14 protein-coding genes are annotated in these 14,912 nt (G+C 65.4%); 9 read left to right on the top strand and 5 right to left on the bottom strand.

Features of this window, described 5'->3' with window-relative positions; translation table 11 throughout:
- From JHC81_RS06795 to JHC81_RS06780, 4 genes are all read left to right on the top strand, one after another.
- Nucleotides 1-698 (top strand): DUF2490 domain-containing protein (locus JHC81_RS06795; RefSeq protein ID WP_292172406.1); only part of this gene is annotated, 698 nt, incomplete at its 5' end.
- A 72-nt stretch (nucleotides 699-770) separates the two neighbouring features.
- Nucleotides 771-1,640, top strand: a complete 870-nt coding sequence (locus tag JHC81_RS06790; RefSeq protein ID WP_292172405.1) for a LysR substrate-binding domain-containing protein — start codon at nucleotides 771-773, stop codon at nucleotides 1,638-1,640.
- Between the two features lie 205 nt (nucleotides 1,641-1,845).
- A complete protein-coding gene (locus JHC81_RS06785) occupies nucleotides 1,846-2,028 on the top strand; it encodes a YdcH family protein (RefSeq protein WP_292172404.1) in 183 nt (60 codons plus the stop codon).
- Nucleotides 2,029-2,617: 589 nt separating this feature from the next.
- Nucleotides 2,618-3,682: a TerC family protein gene (locus JHC81_RS06780; RefSeq protein WP_292172401.1), complete on the top strand. Its 1,065-nt coding sequence runs from the start codon at nucleotides 2,618-2,620 to the stop codon at nucleotides 3,680-3,682.
- Nucleotides 3,683-3,786: 104 nt separating this feature from the next.
- On the opposite strand, the gene JHC81_RS06775 is transcribed toward JHC81_RS06780, so the two are convergent.
- On the bottom strand, nucleotides 3,787-4,089 hold the full coding sequence (locus JHC81_RS06775) for a sel1 repeat family protein (protein ID WP_292172399.1): 303 nt from the start codon (nucleotides 4,087-4,089) through the stop codon (nucleotides 3,787-3,789).
- A gap of 190 nt (nucleotides 4,090-4,279) precedes the next feature.
- Nucleotides 4,280-5,002 carry a glutathione S-transferase N-terminal domain-containing protein gene (locus tag JHC81_RS06770; protein ID WP_292172397.1) on the bottom strand — a complete coding sequence of 241 codons (723 nt, stop codon included), beginning with the start codon at nucleotides 5,000-5,002 and terminating at the stop codon, nucleotides 4,280-4,282.
- A gap of 158 nt (nucleotides 5,003-5,160) precedes the next feature.
- On the opposite strand from JHC81_RS06770, the gene JHC81_RS06765 reads away from it, so the two are divergent.
- From JHC81_RS06765 to JHC81_RS06750, 4 genes are all read left to right on the top strand, one after another.
- Entirely contained in the window at nucleotides 5,161-5,751 is a 591-nt protein-coding gene (locus JHC81_RS06765) for an RcnB family protein (RefSeq protein ID WP_292172395.1), read from the top strand.
- A gap of 165 nt (nucleotides 5,752-5,916) precedes the next feature.
- The gene (locus JHC81_RS06760) at nucleotides 5,917-6,858 is read left to right on the top strand and encodes an RcnB family protein (protein WP_292172392.1); all 942 of its coding nucleotides are present in this window, start codon (nucleotides 5,917-5,919) and stop codon (nucleotides 6,856-6,858) included.
- A gap of 106 nt (nucleotides 6,859-6,964) precedes the next feature.
- Nucleotides 6,965-9,187 (top strand): RNA degradosome polyphosphate kinase, encoded by a 2,223-nt coding sequence (locus tag JHC81_RS06755; RefSeq protein ID WP_292172389.1) that lies wholly within the window; start codon nucleotides 6,965-6,967, stop codon nucleotides 9,185-9,187.
- Entirely contained in the window at nucleotides 9,187-10,686 is a 1,500-nt protein-coding gene (locus JHC81_RS06750) for a Ppx/GppA phosphatase family protein (RefSeq protein WP_292172387.1), read from the top strand. The genes JHC81_RS06755 and JHC81_RS06750 overlap by 1 nt, the downstream gene beginning before the upstream one ends.
- A gap of 4 nt (nucleotides 10,687-10,690) precedes the next feature.
- Here JHC81_RS06750 and JHC81_RS06745 read toward each other — a convergent pair whose 3' ends face one another.
- The 3 genes from JHC81_RS06745 to JHC81_RS06735 all read right to left on the bottom strand — a co-directional run bounded on the left by JHC81_RS06745 (nucleotide 10,691) and on the right by JHC81_RS06735 (nucleotide 13,500).
- On the bottom strand, nucleotides 10,691-11,662 hold the full coding sequence (locus JHC81_RS06745; RefSeq protein WP_292172384.1) for a M28 family peptidase: 972 nt from the start codon (nucleotides 11,660-11,662) through the stop codon (nucleotides 10,691-10,693).
- A 103-nt stretch (nucleotides 11,663-11,765) separates the two neighbouring features.
- The gene (locus tag JHC81_RS06740) at nucleotides 11,766-13,130 is read right to left on the bottom strand and encodes a PleD family two-component system response regulator (protein ID WP_292172381.1); all 1,365 of its coding nucleotides are present in this window, start codon (nucleotides 13,128-13,130) and stop codon (nucleotides 11,766-11,768) included.
- 4 nt (nucleotides 13,131-13,134) lie between these two features.
- A complete protein-coding gene (locus tag JHC81_RS06735; RefSeq protein ID WP_292172379.1) occupies nucleotides 13,135-13,500 on the bottom strand; it encodes a response regulator in 366 nt (121 codons plus the stop codon).
- A 146-nt stretch (nucleotides 13,501-13,646) separates the two neighbouring features.
- Between JHC81_RS06735 and JHC81_RS06730 the strand changes: the two genes are divergently transcribed.
- Entirely contained in the window at nucleotides 13,647-14,906 is a 1,260-nt protein-coding gene (locus JHC81_RS06730; protein WP_292172376.1) for a DNA polymerase IV, read from the top strand.
- Nucleotides 14,907-14,912: the final 6 nt, after the last annotated feature.

Genomic DNA, 14,912 nt, shown 5'->3' with positions numbered 1-14,912 from the left:
GGCATGGGCTGCCCCCCCCCGGCCCGCCCCTTCAGGATTTCGATATGCGTTACGTCAAGACGGCCGTCATGGCGGTCGGTTTTCTGCTGGGCCTCGCCCACTCCGCCCTGGCCCAGGACGAAGCGGGCGAGTTGTGGTTCAACCCCGCTGTCGAAACCTCACTGGACGATCGCACCTCCATCGAGCTGGAAACGGCCCAGCGGCTGCGCAGCGACCCGCGTGATGACACCTATTTCGCCCGTCTGTGGCTGAAGCGTCAGGACAGTCGGGGCCGGGACTGGAACGTCGGCGTCGAACATCGCTGGAACGGCCCGGACGAGCGCGAGGTGCGCCTGCTGCAACAGGTCGGATACGACTGGGGCCCGCTGGAGTTCCGAACCCGGCTGGAGCAGCGGTTCGTCAATATCGATCCCCGGACGGGCTGGCGACTGAGGCAGCGGATCGGCGCGACCTTTCCGCTGACGGATGACGAGGATGGCTGGGCCCTGACCGGCGACGCAGAGGTCTTCGTCACTCTGCGCAATACTGAACCAGGCGGCCAAACCGGCGTGACGGGTCTGCGGACCTTCGTCGGCTTCGAGCGCGGCTTTGGACGCTACGACGTCAGCCTGGGCTATCTGCGTCAACAGGACATCCGCGATGATGCCGAAGACCGCGTGGGCCATGCCCCGTTTGTCGGCGTGACCGTCAGTTTTTGACATCGGGCGGCGTGGACCGAAACGGTTCGCTGCATTATCACTACGGCCTCGGCGATAACGAATGTTGATGTCATGGCGCTGCGACTGGTCAATCTGGACATCGACCTGCTGCGCGCCTTCATTACCGTAGCCGAGACCGGCAGCTTCACCAGAGCGGCCAGTCTGCTGGGGCGGTCACAGCCTGCCGTCAGTCTGCAACTTCGGCGTCTGGAGGACCAGCTACGCTCCCCTCTGCTGGATCGCACAGGGCGCAGTGCAACCCTGACGACCGAGGGGGCGACACTGCTGCCGCAGGCCCGTCGTCTGGTACGGCTGAACGACGACATCCTTTCGACGCTGGGCGATGGCGATCTGGAAGGCGAGGTGCGCTTCGGTGCGCCGGAGGACATCGCCACCATCCATCTTCCGGCCATCCTCGGTGCCTTCGCCCGCAGCCATCCGCGGATCAAGCTGTCGGTCACGTGCGACTATACCGCCAATCTGCTGGATCAGATGTCTCGGGGACTGCTCGACCTCGCGCTGATCAAGCGCGAGCCCGTCGGTCCGGAACTGGGTGTGCGGGTCTGGAGCGAGCCGCTGGTCTGGGTCGCGCTGGATGCCTCGATAATGGAGCTGTCACCCCTCCCGCTCATCGTCGCGCCCGCGCCGGACATCTATCGCAAGCGAGCCCTGGCGGCCCTGTCCGAGGCCGGGATGACTTTCAGGCCGTGCTTCACCTCCCCCAGTCTCGCCGGACAGATGGCGGCGCTCCGAGCCGGTCTCGGCATCGGCGTCCTGCCCGCAGCCATGGCCCCACGCGACCTGACCGTCTTGCGCTCGGGTTTGCCGGTTCTGGCAGACAGCGAAATCGCCCTGGTTTCCGCACGCGGTGCCGGAGGACCGTCAGCCTTGCTGGCTCAGGAAGTCTTGCGCGCCCTCGAACGTGGTCCGCCCGGGCCATGAGGGGTCGTTATGGACTGCATCACTTTTTCTGATTGGCTTGCGCAACCTGGGTTTGGCAGTATCACCCAGCAGCCCGGGCCCCTCTGACGATCGTCGTGATCGTGATGTCGGTTTGCATCGGGTGCGCCCGATCCCGGGTCCGGCCAGGACATTTTGTCAGCAGCCTGATGTGGATCGACGCCCCGTTTCAGAACGGAGAGGCTGAATGTCGATTGTGATGAAACGTCGTTTGCGGGGCTTTCATGCCCTGCTCGACATGGCGCTGCGGGACGAGCGGTCACGCCCGCGCCCCAGCGACTTTTTGGTCGCCGACATCAAGAAGAAGAAGCTGTCGATCAAGGACCAGCTTGTGTCGCTGGATCGACGCACCCACGCGACGGCGCGATAGCGCCCAGGGTCGGCTGCCGCGGCCCCCTCTCGGCAGTCGACCCGCACGCGCCCCCTCCGAATATGATCCTCACCAACAGGTTCACATGCCCGCAATTCAGAAAAAGGCACGCGCGAAGTCTTCAGACGCGTTGTTCGTCAGCCGCTCGCAGTGGTCAGCTCTCGGATCCACAAAGTTCCTCGTCAGCCTGATGGAACGGCCGCCATCATGACCCTGCCGCCAGTCATCCGCACAGTCGACAGGGCTTGGCACACAGCGGCAACGCAAATGACCGCCCGGACGGCGACGCACCGCAGCACGTCGACCGATAGACCGGTCGAAGCCCCTCACACCATCGGCAACGACAGCGTCCCACGCCAACCCAGTCGACACATCTTCGATATCCGAGTGTGATCAAAGCTGAGCGGCAGGACAATAGATCATCGAAGTCTGACCGGGCCGACTGAGAATGTCGGCTTCGTGCTTGTGCAAAATGCGATCATTTTCCACGGGTCCGGGCCCCGCTGGCAGCCGAGGCGTCGGCTGCGATGTCGGACCCTCGTTTGGATAGGCGTTACGCGGCGCCATCTTGAAAAATCAGGGGTGCGGGATGTTTGAGTCCCTTCCGTTTCTTGCTGCGACCTATGTCGGTCAACCGGTCTGGCTATGGATGGCCTTCCTCGCTTTCATCGGGCTGTTGCTGTGGCTCGACCTCGGGGTCTTCAACAACAAGGACGGCGTCGTCTCGGCCAGGAAATCCGCCGTCATGTGGGCCTCGTTCGCGGGCATAGCCGTCGCGTTCGGGGCCTACGTCTATTTCGTCTACGAGCCGGATCCCGCCTACTACATGAGCGCGGAAAACCTGAACCAGCAGGCGGTTCTGCAGTACTTCACCGGCTACCTGCTCGAGACGGCTCTGGCGTTCGACAACATCTTCGTCATCGGGATGATTTTCACCTTCTTTGCGGTACCCCGTCAGTATCAGCACCGCGTGCTTTTCTGGGGGATCATGGGGGCCATCGTATTCCGGGCGATATTCATCTCGCTGGGTGCAGCGATCGTGAACGAGTTCACATGGGTGCTCTTCATCTTCGCCGCCTTCCTGATCTTCACGGGCTGGAAGATGATCTTCGGCGGCGCCCACGAGATGGATCTGAACAGGAACCCCGTCCTGAATTTCCTCAGGAAGCGGATACGGATCACCGATACGATCGACAACCACAAATTCTTCGTTCGAAAGCCCGACCCGAAGGGCTCCGGCCGGGTGGTCCTGTTTGCGACGCCGCTGTTCCTGGCGCTGGTTATGGTCGAAGTTGTGGACGTCATCTTTGCAGTCGATTCCGTGCCGGCGATCTTTGCCGTCACGAAGGACCCCTTCATCGTCTACACGTCCAACATCTTTGCAATCCTGGGCCTTCGGTCGATGTATTTCATGCTCGCCGAGGCAGTCGCGCGCTTCAAATACCTGAAGTACGGCCTATCGCTGGTCTTGGTGCTGATCGGGGTCAAGATCGTCTGGAACTTTGGCCTCTACAAGGGCTGGAAGGACATGACGGGCCAGGCGCTGGTGCCTTACCTCGAACCGCAATGGTCGCTGGTCGCCACGCTCGCCCTGATCGGCGGATCGATGCTGTATTCCTGGCTGCGAACCCGTGAGACGCCGCAGAGGCCGTAGTTGCAGGACTTATCGCCCGCAGCCGATCGCTGATCGTCTGCTCAGACGGCGGCTGGAAATAGCAGGGGTGGCACGCACCCGCCCGCGTGCCCTTACGAGGGCCGTCAGGCGGCCAGGGACACCACGCCCGCGTCGATCCAGCGGCGCGCCGCCTTCTGGGCTTCAGAGATTTCCTCGCGCTCCATCTCGTTCGACATTTCGCGGCGATACACGCGCGCTTCGATCGAGCCCTTCATGGCCGCCAGGTTGAAGATCATGTGGGCCGAGACGCGGTCGATGGGGCAGCCGTTCTGGCCCGTCGAATACATCATGCCCAGCCGGAACAGGTCGTCCCCGCTCATCTCGGCCGTCGGCAGGGGCAGGCCCTGCTCGTGGATTGCGTCAGGCGCGGTTTCTTGCGCGATCATCACCGTGTCTCCTGGAACCGGCCTTTCTGGCCCTTCCTGTGACGCGATAAGATACCCGTGGTTTGAAGTTAATGTTAACGGCGAAACGGTGGCAGAAGACTTTTTCGTAAAGCCGGAATGAAGACGTTCTCAGGCCTTCATCAAGCTGAAATCTATTGGCAACCCGGCGTTTACAGTCATTGACGAGGTCTTAGCGTCCCCGCTGTCCGAACAGCACCTTGCGGGCCTCTTCCGCCGCCTTGCCGCTGGCCGCCAGATTGCTGCGCAGCTCATCGCCGACGGCCCTGCCCTTGATCACTGCAGGCCGTTCCCCCACCCGCGCCAGCCAGGCCTTCAGGTTCGGGAACTCGTCGATGTTCTGCCCTTGATGCTCGGGCAGGATCCACGGCCAGATCGCCATGTCAGCGATGGAATAGGCTCCGGCGACGTAGTCCCGGTCCGCCAGCCGCCGGTCCAGCACGCCGTAAAGACGGTGCGTCTCGTCCGTATAGCGGCGAACGCCATAGGCGATCTGACGCTGATCCTTGATCAGAGCCGGCGCGTACTGCCGGAAATGATGCGTCTGGCCCGCCATGGGCCCCAGGCCGCCGACCTGCCAGAACAGCCACTGATCGATCTCGGCCCGACCGCGCGCATCCTTGGCATAGAACTGGCCGGACTTGGTCGCCAGATACTGCAGGATCGCGCCGGACTCGAAGATCGACAGCGGCAGGCCGTCCGGCCCGTCCGGGTCGACGATGGCAGGCATGCGACCATTGGGGCTGATGGCCTGGAAGGCGGGCTGGAACTGTTCGCCCGTGCCGATATTCACCGGCCTGACCTCATAGGGCAGGCCCATCTCCTCCAGCGCGATGGACACCTTCCAGCCGTTGGGCGTGGGCCAGTACCAGAGCTGGATGGGGGCGATCGTCATGGCGCGGCTCCTGTTCAGCTTGCCATCTGGGCATGGTGCCGCACCCGCGCAAGCTGACAGACCCATTCAGGCACAGTTCATCGGCCGCGCGCGAAGTTTGGTTATCAAACGGGCCGGATCGCCTTTTCCGTCGCCGACCCGAGTAAAGGAGAACGTTCATGAACCGCTTTACCAAGGCCGCCGTCATCGCCGTGGCCATGGCGACGACCGCCGTTCCAATGGCCGCTGCAGCCCAGGATCGGGGCGACCGCCGCGAGTTCCGTCAGGAGCGCCGTGACGACCGACGCGAATTCCGCCAGGAGCGCCGCGATGACCGCCGTGACTTCCGTCAGGGCGACTATCGCAACCGGGGCGAATACCGCCGCGACCGACGCGACGACCGCCGTGACTTCCGCGAGGATCGCCGTGACGATCGCCGTGATTTCCGTCAGGAGCGCCGCTACGACCGCAACAATCGCAACTGGTGGCAGGGCCGCGCCGACTTCCGTGACTATCGCGGCGCGCGCCAAGGTTACTGGTATGCGCCCAACCACGGCTACTATCGGGTCGAGCCCCGCTATTACAACACGCGCTGGGTGCGCGGCGGCTACCTGCCGTCGGCCTATCGCGGCTATTACGTGAATGACCCCTACATCTACGGCCTGCGCCCCGCGCCTCGCGGCTATCGCTACGTTCACGCCGGCAATGATATCGTCTTGACGGCCATCGCGACCGGCCTGATCGCCAGCGTCCTGTACGACGTGTTCTAAGCGGCTGCAGATCGGCCAGCAGACGCCCCGTCGACCTCGGTCGGCGGGGCGTTTTTCATGACGAAAGCGTAAGGATTTCGCGGAGATTTATTCAGTCGCGGTTCATACGAAAACGCCGATCGTCCAGACAGGCCACCCAGAGGGTGTGCGGAGATCAATACGACGATGAAACGGTCATTGTTGATGGCGGCGGCGATCGCCTCCTTTGTCCTGCCGGCAGTCGCCCCCCTGGCGGCCATGGCTCAGGACCCCCAGCCCGAAATCGATCGGGAAAACAGTCGCTTCGGCGGCGGTAACCGCACAGCCCGGACCGAACGCTCGGCCCCCGAAGTGCAGCAGCCCCGTCCGGACCGGCCGGAACGACCTGAAAGGCCGCGCCAAGAGCGGCCTGATCGTCCTGACCGCCCCGACAGGCCCCGTCCGGATCGGCCTGATCAACCGCGCCCCGACAGGCCGGATCGTCCCGACAGGCCGGATAGACCAGACCGGCCGCGGCCGGATCGGCCCGACCGCCCGGACAGGCCCGACCGTCCTGATCGCCCAGACAGGCCGGGCCCTGACCGCCCTGATCGACCCGACCGGCCAGATAGACCCGACCGCCCGGACAGGCCGCGTCCCGACCGGCCAGACAGACCTGATCGCCCCGACCGGCCCGACCGTCCTGACAGACCGGATCGTCCGGACAGGCCCGACCGTCCCGATCGCCCGCGCTGGGACAACGACCGCGACCGGGACCGCAATCACTGGGAGTTCCGCAGGCGGTTCAACAGCGAGCAGTGGCGGCGCAACTGGTATCAGAACCGCGACCGCTACTGGTGGCGGGACGACCGGCGGTTCCGTGGGTACAGCGGCTATCGCTTCGGCTTCTACTTCGCACCGGGCTATGGCTACTACAGCGTCCCGCGCAGCTATTACAATCGCGACTACCGCGTGGGAGAGTATCTGCCGAGCATCTTCTGGCGGTATCAGTTGAACGACTGGCGCACCTATGGCCTGGGCTATCCGCCCGAAGCCACGCGTTGGGTACTGGTCGACAACAACATCTATCTGATCGACCAGTACGACGGCTACATCATCGAGGTGATCCGCGACGCCTGGAGCTGGTAGTCTTTCAGTACCCGGACGATGCGCCGCCCGGCCCCCGGATCGGGCGGCGTTTTCGTGTCGTCTTTCGACGGTTGCAGCCGCGCCCGTGACCGGTCAGAACCGGTGAATGAGCGATACGCGCATCCATGACGCCACGACCGGTGAGGAAGTCCCCTCCTCCCGCGCCCAGCAGCAGGAGCTGTCCGAGGCGCTGATGGCCTCGCCCGAGCGGTTCTTCAATCGCGAGCTGTCCTGGCTGGCCTTCAATGGCCGCGTGCTGGAAGAGGCGGCCAATGCGGACCATCCCCTGCTGGAGCGGCTGCGGTTCCTGTCCATCTCGGCCAACAATCTGGACGAGTTCTACATGACCCGCGTGGCCGGGCTGAAGGGTCAGGTGCGTGAGCGTGTGCGCGTGGTCTCGCCCGACGGCCTGACACCCGCCGAAGCGCTGGAGCAGGTCAATATCGCGGCCGGCGCCCTGATGGACGAGCAGCAACTGCGCTGGCGTCAGCTGCGCAAGGAGATGGCTCACGCCGGGATCGAGGTCGTCGATGCGGGCAAGATCACCAAGACCGAACGTGAACGGCTGGAACCGGAGTTCCTGAACCAGCTCTTCGCCGTGCTGACGCCTATGGCCATCGACCCGGCCCACCCCTTCCCTTTCCTGCCCAACCTGGGATTTTCGCTGGCGCTGAAGCTGAAGCGACGGCGGGATAACCGCACCCTCTATGCCCTGGTCCCCGTCCCGGCCCAGGTGAAGCGGTTCTGGCCCCTGGCCACCGATGGCCGGTCGACGCCCGGTCGCAGCCGATATCTGACGCTGGAGAGCCTGTTGATGCTCTTCATCGATCACCTGTTCCCCGGCTGCGACGTGCTGGAGCGCGGGGTCTTCCGCCTGATCCGCGACAGCGACATCGAGATCGAGGAAGAAGCCGAAGATCTGGTCATGGAGTTCGAGGAGGCGCTGAAGCAGCGTCGCATGGGCTCGGTCGTGCGCATCAAGATCGAGGCGTCCATGCCTGACGATCTGCGCACCTTCATCACCAACGAGCTGGATGCCGCGCCGCAGGACACGGTGCTGGTCGATGGCATGCTGGGCCTGGCCCAGGTCTCGGACCTGATCGCGGGCGGCCATCCGGACCTGAAGTTCAAGGGCTACGAGCCGCGCTATCCCGAACGCGTCCGCGACAACGGCGGCGACATCTTCGCGGCCATCCGCGAAAAGGACATGCTGATCCACCACCCGTTCGAGAGCTTCGACGTGGTGGTCCAGTTCCTGCGTCAGGCCGCACGCGACCCCAACGTCATCGCCATCAAACAGACGCTGTACCGCACGTCCAAGGACAGCCCCATCGTCGCCGCCCTGATCGAGGCGGCAGAGAACGGCAAGAACGTCACCGCCCTGGTCGAGATCAAGGCGCGGTTCGACGAAGAGGCCAATCTGAAATGGGCGCGGGCCATGGAGCGGGCCGGGGTCCACGTCGTCTTCGGCTTCGTCGAATACAAGACCCACGCCAAGCTGAGCGTCGTGGTGCGGCGCGAGGCCGATGCGCTGCGCACCTACTGCCACTTCGGCACCGGAAACTATCACCCCGTGACGGCGCGGGTTTATACCGACCTGTCGCTGTTTTCGTGCAACCCAATGCTGGGGCGCGATGCCTCGCGGGTGTTCAACTACATCACCGGCTATGCCCAGCCGGACGAGCTGGAAGCGCTGGTCGTCTCGCCCCTGAACATGAAGTCGTCCCTGATCGACCTCATCGGCCGGGAGATGGCGGCCGCCGCCAAGGGCAAGCCGGCGGCCATCTGGGCCAAGATGAACTCCCTGGTCGATCCGGAAGTCATCGACGCCCTGTATCGCGCCAGCCAGTGGGGTGTACGGATCGAACTCGTCATCCGCGGCATCTGCTGCCTGCGCCCCGGCGTGCCCGGCCTTAGCGACAACATCCGGGTCAAGTCGATCGTCGGCCGCTTCCTGGAGCACAGCCGCATCGTCGCCTTCGCCAACGGTCGCGATCTGCCGCACGACAAGGCCAAGCTGTTCATCTCGTCTGCGGACTGGATGAACCGCAATCTGGACCGCCGGGTCGAACTGATGACGCCGGTCCTGAACGCGACGGTGCACGATCAGGTGCTGGATCAGATCATGGTCGCCAATCTGAAGGACGACATCCAGAGCTGGGTGCTGGAGCCGGACGGCTCCTACCGCCGGGTCCAGCCTGCCGATGCGGAACACGGCTTCTCGGCCCACAAATATTTCATGACCAACCCCAGCCTGTCGGGTCGCGGCCGCAAGGTGAAGACCCGCCCGGAGAACCTCAGCTACACGCCCGCGCGGAAGAAGCGCTGATGCCGCTGACCACGCTCGGCCCGCCCCAGGATGTCGCCGCCGTCGACATCGGCTCCAACTCCGTGCGCCTGGTTCTGTACCGGCTGGAGGGGCGCGCCATCTGGACCGTCTTCAATGAGAAGGTCCTGGCCGGGCTGGGACGAGACCTGTCCACCACCGGCAGGCTGTCGGTCACGGGCGCGGCGCAATCCCTGACGGCCCTGAAACGCTTCGCCGCTGTCATAGAGGCGGTACAGCCGGCCCATGTCTTCGTCGCCGCCACCGCCGCCGTGCGCGAGGCCGCAGACGGCCAGGCCTTCTGCGATCAGGTCGCCGCGGAGACCGGGCTTCAGGTTCGCGTCCTGTCGGGCGAGGACGAGGCGCGCTATGCGGCCCTGGGTGTGCTGGCCGGTATTCCGGATGCCAGGGGCGTGTCTGCCGATCTGGGTGGGGCCAGCCTGGAGCTGACGCGGATCGGCGACGGTCAGGTGCAGCGCGGCGTGACCCTGCCGCTGGGGCCCTTCTCGCTCTCCGATCCGGCCGGGTTCGACGCCGACCGGGTCCGCAACCTGATCGCCAAGCGGCTGAAGGCTGCGCCGGATTTCAGCACCGACACCCTCTATGCCGTCGGCGGGGCCTGGCGGACCCTGGCCCAGGTGCACATGTCCCATGCGCAATATCCGCTGAAGGTGGTGCACCAGTACGAACTGGACGCTGCCTCGGCCCGCGACATCGCGCGGCTGGTATCGCGCTCCTCCAAGGCCTCGCTGGAGGCCTGGCCGGGCCTGTCGAAGAAGCGGGCCGAGACCCTGCCCTACGCCGCCCTCGTGCTTGAGGGCCTGATCGAACGGCTGGGCCTGAAGCGCATCGTGCTGTCGGCCTGGGGGGTTCGAGAGGGCCTGCTGTATGAGGCGCTGGAGCCGGACGTCGCCGCCGACGATCCCCTGCTGGCCGGCTGCACCTCTCTGGGTGTGCGTCAGGGGATATCCCCGACCCTGCCCGGCGTCCTGCAGGCCTGGGTTCAGCCCTTGATGAACACCCTGCCCCCGTCCTTCACAGTCGAAAGAGACATCGTGCTGGCCGACGCCGCCTGCCGCGTGGCCGACATCGGGGCGCGGCTGCACGTCGATCACCGCGTCGAACTGGCCTTCGACCAGGTCCTGCGCGCGCCCGTGCCGGGCCAGACCCATGCCGAGCGCGCCTGGCTGGCCTGTGCCGTCAACGCCCGCTACGGCGGCGGCGCATCCACGCCCGAGCCGGAAATCATCGAACGCCTGCTGACCGAGGACCAGCGCCGCAAGGCCCGCACCCTGGGCATCGCCATCCGCCTGGCCTGCGATCTGTCAGGGCGGTCGCCCAGCCTGCTGGTCAATGTCCGTGCCGCCGTCGAGGACGGCCACCTGATCCTCAGCGCGACAGACGGCTATGCCCACGCCCTCCTGGGAGAGCAGACCCGCAAGCGCGGCAAGGCCCTGGCCGAAATCATGGGGCTGAAGCTGGATATCCGCAGCGAGGGCTGAGCCCTCAGCGGTTCAGGTTCTGATCCAGCGCCCGGAACGACGCGATCGCCAGCTCCGTCGAACTGATGAAGACCGCCGGCGTGATCCGCTCGAAATCGTCGGACGGGCGGTGATAATCCGCATGATAGTTCACGCCCAGATACAGGAACGGCACCTGCGCGCGGTAGAAGGGACCGTGGTCCGAGGCCTCGACCCAGTTGTCGGTGCCCGTGTCCTGCGGTGTGTCCTTACCGAAGGCCAGCGACACCGATCCATTGGCCGGAATGCCCTCCAGGATCGGGCGGAACTGCGGGTTCTGGTAGGTGCCGGTGACCCACAGCTTGCCGTCGGTTTCGGCCCGCGCCGTCATGTCGAAATTCAGGTTCATGGCGATGGAGGTCAGGGGCACGGGCGGGGCCTCGACGAAATGCTTGGCCCCCAGCAGGCCGTGCTCCTCGCCGTCGAAACCGACGATCAGCACGCTGTGCTCCGGGGCCTGACGCTTCAGATCGGCGGCGAGCGCCAGCATGGTGGCGACGCCCGACGCATTGTCGTCTGCCCCGTTATAGATCAGGCCTTCCTGGGTGCCGACGTGATCGTAGTGTGCCGTGACCACGATGTATTTGTCGGTCACCCGCGTGCCGGGGATCAGGCCGATGACATTGATGCCGTTCCAGGTCTTGCCACGGTTCTGGGCCTCCCACGGCTGGAACCGGCCCACGGGCGGCGCGGCCACGCCCAGAGCCTCCAGCCGCCCGACGATATAGTCCCGCGCCATCTGGCCACCCGCCGAGCCCGTATCGCGCCCGGCCATGTCGTCGGCCGACAGGATGCGGATGTCGTCCAGCGCCTGCTGCTGCCAGGCGGCGGTTGGTACCGTCGCAACTGGCGTTTCGGTTCCCGACATCGAGCCGCAGCCGGCCAGCATCAGGGCCAGCGCGACAGGCGCGACAGACATGCGCATGGCGTGGACGGCGGGTTTCGTGAACTGGCGCATGACGGCTCCTTGAACGGCCCGCAACGCTAGCGGCGCGTCGGTCCCGTGTCAGATGAACTCCCTGTCATACTTGGCGAAGCCGCGCCGACAAGCGTCAATCCTGTCAGGCGGCGCGGGCGATCACCTGGTCACGGCCCCGGGCCTTGGCCTCGTACACGCCCTGGTCGGCCCGTTTCAGCAGGGCATCCGGGCTGTCATGGGCGTCGCCGCTGGCCGAGACGCCGATGGACACGGTCACCGTCAGGGATTCGGCACCGCCCATGATCGGAAAGGGCTGGCTGGCGACGTCGCGGCGGATGCGGTCGGCCACGCGTGCCGCGGCCTCCAGCGAGGCCCCCGGCATGATGACCACGAACTCCTCGCCCCCCAACCGGCACGGCAGGTCGATGGCCCGGACATTGGTGGCCAGGCGGACGGCGAATTCCTGCAGAACCTCATCGCCCGCGTCGTGGCCGAAGCTGTCGTTCACGACCTTGAAGTGGTCGATGTCCAGCATCAGGACGGCGACGCCCTCCCCGCCCTGGGCCGAGCGCACCATCATGGCGTCCAGCTGACCGGTCATGTAGCGGCGATTGTGCAGGCCGGTCAGGGCGTCGGTGACGGCCATCTCCAGGCTGTAATCCAGCTTTTCCTTCAGAAAATCCGTATAGCGCTTTCGGCGCACCTGGGTGCGGGTGCGGGCCGACAGTTCTTCGGGGTCCACAGGCTTGGGCAGGATGTCGTTGACGCCCAGCTCCAGCGCCTTGACCAGACGCGGCCGGTCGGCGGGATCGACCACGGCCAGCACCGGCACGCGGCGCGACGCCTCGGTCGAGCGCACCTGGGCCACGAACCGCAGTCCATCGAACTCTGCCGCCGAGACGTTGACGATCATCAGGTCGATGGGCCCGCGCGCCGCGATCAGGGCGGCGGCGGTATCGCGCTCGACCACCGGACGGTGCTCCTGCGACAACTGCTCGACCATCCGCTCGGCCTGAACCGTGCTGTCGTCGACAATCAGGATGCGGCCGCCCGAGCCGCGCAGGCGCCCGGCACCCCCGGTATCGACGCCCATGCGACGGCCGCTCTCCTCGCGCTCGCGCAGCTCGTCCATCACGGACTTCAGCCGGACCAGGGATTTGACGCGGGCGAACAGGATCAGGTCGTCGATCGGTTTGGTGACGAAGTCGTCGGCCCCGGCCTCCAGTCCCTTGATCTTGTCCTCGCGCCCGTCCAGCGCGGTCACCAGCACGACGGGGATGTGGCGGGTCACCGGATCGGCCTTCAGCCGGCGGCAGGTCTCGAACCCGTCCATGCCGGGCATCATGACATCCAGCAGGATGATGTCAGGGCGTTCCTCGCCCGCGATCTGCAGCGCCGTCGCGCCATCCATGGCGGTCAGCACCTCATAGTATTCCAGCGTCAGCTTGGCCTCGAGAAGCCTGACGTTGGTCTCCAGATCATCGACGACGAGGATACGTGCGGTCATCGCCCTATCCCAGGTGCTTTCGCACGACGTCGAGGAAATGCATCACCGAGATCGGCTTGGAGATATAGGCCTCGCACCCGCCCTGGCGAATGCGCTCCTCGTCCCCCTTCATGGCGAAGGCGGTCACGGCGATGACGGGGATATGGCTCAGCTCTTCGTCGTCCTTCAGCCATTTGGTGACTTCAAGGCCGCTGATTTCCGGCAGCTGGATATCCATCAGGATCAGATCCGGACGATGTTCGCGCGCCAGCGCCAGCGCCTGCAGGCCCTCGCGGGTCTGCAGCGTCTGGTAGCCCTGCGAGTCGAGCAGATCATGAAACAGCTTCATGTTCAGCTCGTTATCCTCGACAATGAGGACGGTCTTGGACATCGGCACCCGGTCTTTTCCGCTTCAGCCTTGAAGCGTATCTGCGCGAAGCGACATCTTCGCCGTCTTCACGTGCACACTGTCACGACGTCTCTTAAGTTGGGGTGAAGCCGTCTCATCACCCCGACACAAGGCCGTCACCCTTCCGCATGAAATCCCTCTGTCGCGACTGTCTGTGGAGTTCGGCCGACATCGTCACGCGATGCGAGGCCTGCCTGTCGCGGCGCGTGATCGCGCACCCGGAGCTGGACCGGCTGACCATCGCCCATCTGGACTGCGACGCCTTCTACGCCTCAGTGGAAAAGCGCGATCGGCCGGAGCTGCGCGACAGGCCCGTGATCGTCGGCGGCGGCAGACGCGGCGTGGTCTCCACCGCCTGCTATGTCGCGCGCCAGTATGGCGTCGGCAGCGCCATGCCGATGTTCAAGGCGCTGAAAGCCTGTCCTGACGCCGTCGTCATCAAGCCGGACTTTCGCAAATATGTGCATGAGAGCGAGCGCATCCTCGGCACCCTGGCCCGACTGACGCCCCTGATTCAGACCTTGTCGCTGGACGAGGCCTGGGTCGATCTGGCGGGCACCGAGCGGCTGAACGGCGGACCGCCCGTCTGGCAACTGGTCCAGGCCCAGAACGAGATTGAGCGCGAGACCGGCCTGACGGTGTCCATCGGCTTGGCACCCAACCGCTTCCTGGCCAAGGTCGCCTCGGAACTGGACAAGCCGCGCGGCTTCTCCGTGATCGGCTCGGACGCCCAGACGTTGCTCGCTCCCCGGTCGGTCAAGGTCCTGCCGGGCGTCGGGCCCGTGTTCCTGAAGACGCTGCAAAGCGACGGCTACGCCACCGTCGGCGACCTGGCCGCCGCCGATCCGCGCGACCTGATCAAACGCTATGGCGAGACCGGTTTTCGCCTGCACGAACTGGCCCACGGGCGAGACGCCCGCGCGGTCAATCCCGAGCGCGACCGCAAGGGCATGAGTGCCGAGAACACCTTCAACGAAGACCTGACCAGCGCCGCCGATCTGGAGGCCGAGCTGTGGCCGCTGTGCGAGAAACTGGCGTCCAAGGCGCGGCGCGACGGCGTGGCCAGCCGGGTCATCGTGCTGAAGCTGCGGCGTACGGATTTCAAGATCGTGACACGACGCGTCAGCCTGCCCGAACCCGTCCAGACGGCTCGCGCCCTGTTCGCCGCCGGGCGGGAGTTGATGGCCCCCGAACTCGGTCGCCCCTATCGCCTGATCGGCATCGGCATGGCCGAGATCGTGGATGCCGTCGACACGCCCGTGCTGTTCGAAACCTCCGAGACGCGGGCGCTCAAGACCGAGACCGCCATCGACGCCCTGCGCGCCAAATTCGGCCAAGGGGCGGTGATCGCGGGCCGCGCCCTTCCCGGCAAGACGCCCGCGCGCTAAACCGCC

The sequence above is a fragment of the Brevundimonas sp. genome (assembly GCF_016463295.1).
Taxonomy (GTDB): Bacteria; Pseudomonadota; Alphaproteobacteria; order Caulobacterales; family Caulobacteraceae; genus Brevundimonas.
This window is presented reverse-complemented; position numbering and strand designations above follow the sequence as displayed.

What these genes read in the sequence shown, in the direction of transcription:
- JHC81_RS06790 (WP_292172405.1), top strand. Translation starts at nt 771, where the DNA reads ATGGCGCTGCGACTGGTCAATCTGGACATCGACCTGCTGCGCGCCTTC.
- JHC81_RS06785 (WP_292172404.1), top strand. Translation starts at nt 1,846, where the DNA reads ATGTCGATTGTGATGAAACGTCGTTTGCGGGGCTTTCATGCCCTGCTC.
- JHC81_RS06780 (WP_292172401.1), top strand. Translation starts at nt 2,618, where the DNA reads ATGTTTGAGTCCCTTCCGTTTCTTGCTGCGACCTATGTCGGTCAACCG.
- JHC81_RS06775 (WP_292172399.1), bottom strand. Translation starts at nt 4,089, where the DNA reads ATGATCGCGCAAGAAACCGCGCCTGACGCAATCCACGAGCAGGGCCTG.
- JHC81_RS06770 (WP_292172397.1), bottom strand. Translation starts at nt 5,002, where the DNA reads ATGACGATCGCCCCCATCCAGCTCTGGTACTGGCCCACGCCCAACGGC.
- JHC81_RS06765 (WP_292172395.1), top strand. Translation starts at nt 5,161, where the DNA reads ATGAACCGCTTTACCAAGGCCGCCGTCATCGCCGTGGCCATGGCGACG.
- JHC81_RS06760 (WP_292172392.1), top strand. Translation starts at nt 5,917, where the DNA reads ATGAAACGGTCATTGTTGATGGCGGCGGCGATCGCCTCCTTTGTCCTG.
- JHC81_RS06755 (WP_292172389.1), top strand. Translation starts at nt 6,965, where the DNA reads ATGAGCGATACGCGCATCCATGACGCCACGACCGGTGAGGAAGTCCCC.
- JHC81_RS06750 (WP_292172387.1), top strand. Translation starts at nt 9,187, where the DNA reads ATGCCGCTGACCACGCTCGGCCCGCCCCAGGATGTCGCCGCCGTCGAC.
- JHC81_RS06745 (WP_292172384.1), bottom strand. Translation starts at nt 11,662, where the DNA reads ATGCGCCAGTTCACGAAACCCGCCGTCCACGCCATGCGCATGTCTGTC.
- JHC81_RS06740 (WP_292172381.1), bottom strand. Translation starts at nt 13,130, where the DNA reads ATGACCGCACGTATCCTCGTCGTCGATGATCTGGAGACCAACGTCAGG.
- JHC81_RS06735 (WP_292172379.1), bottom strand. Translation starts at nt 13,500, where the DNA reads ATGTCCAAGACCGTCCTCATTGTCGAGGATAACGAGCTGAACATGAAG.
- JHC81_RS06730 (WP_292172376.1), top strand. Translation starts at nt 13,647, where the DNA reads ATGAAATCCCTCTGTCGCGACTGTCTGTGGAGTTCGGCCGACATCGTC.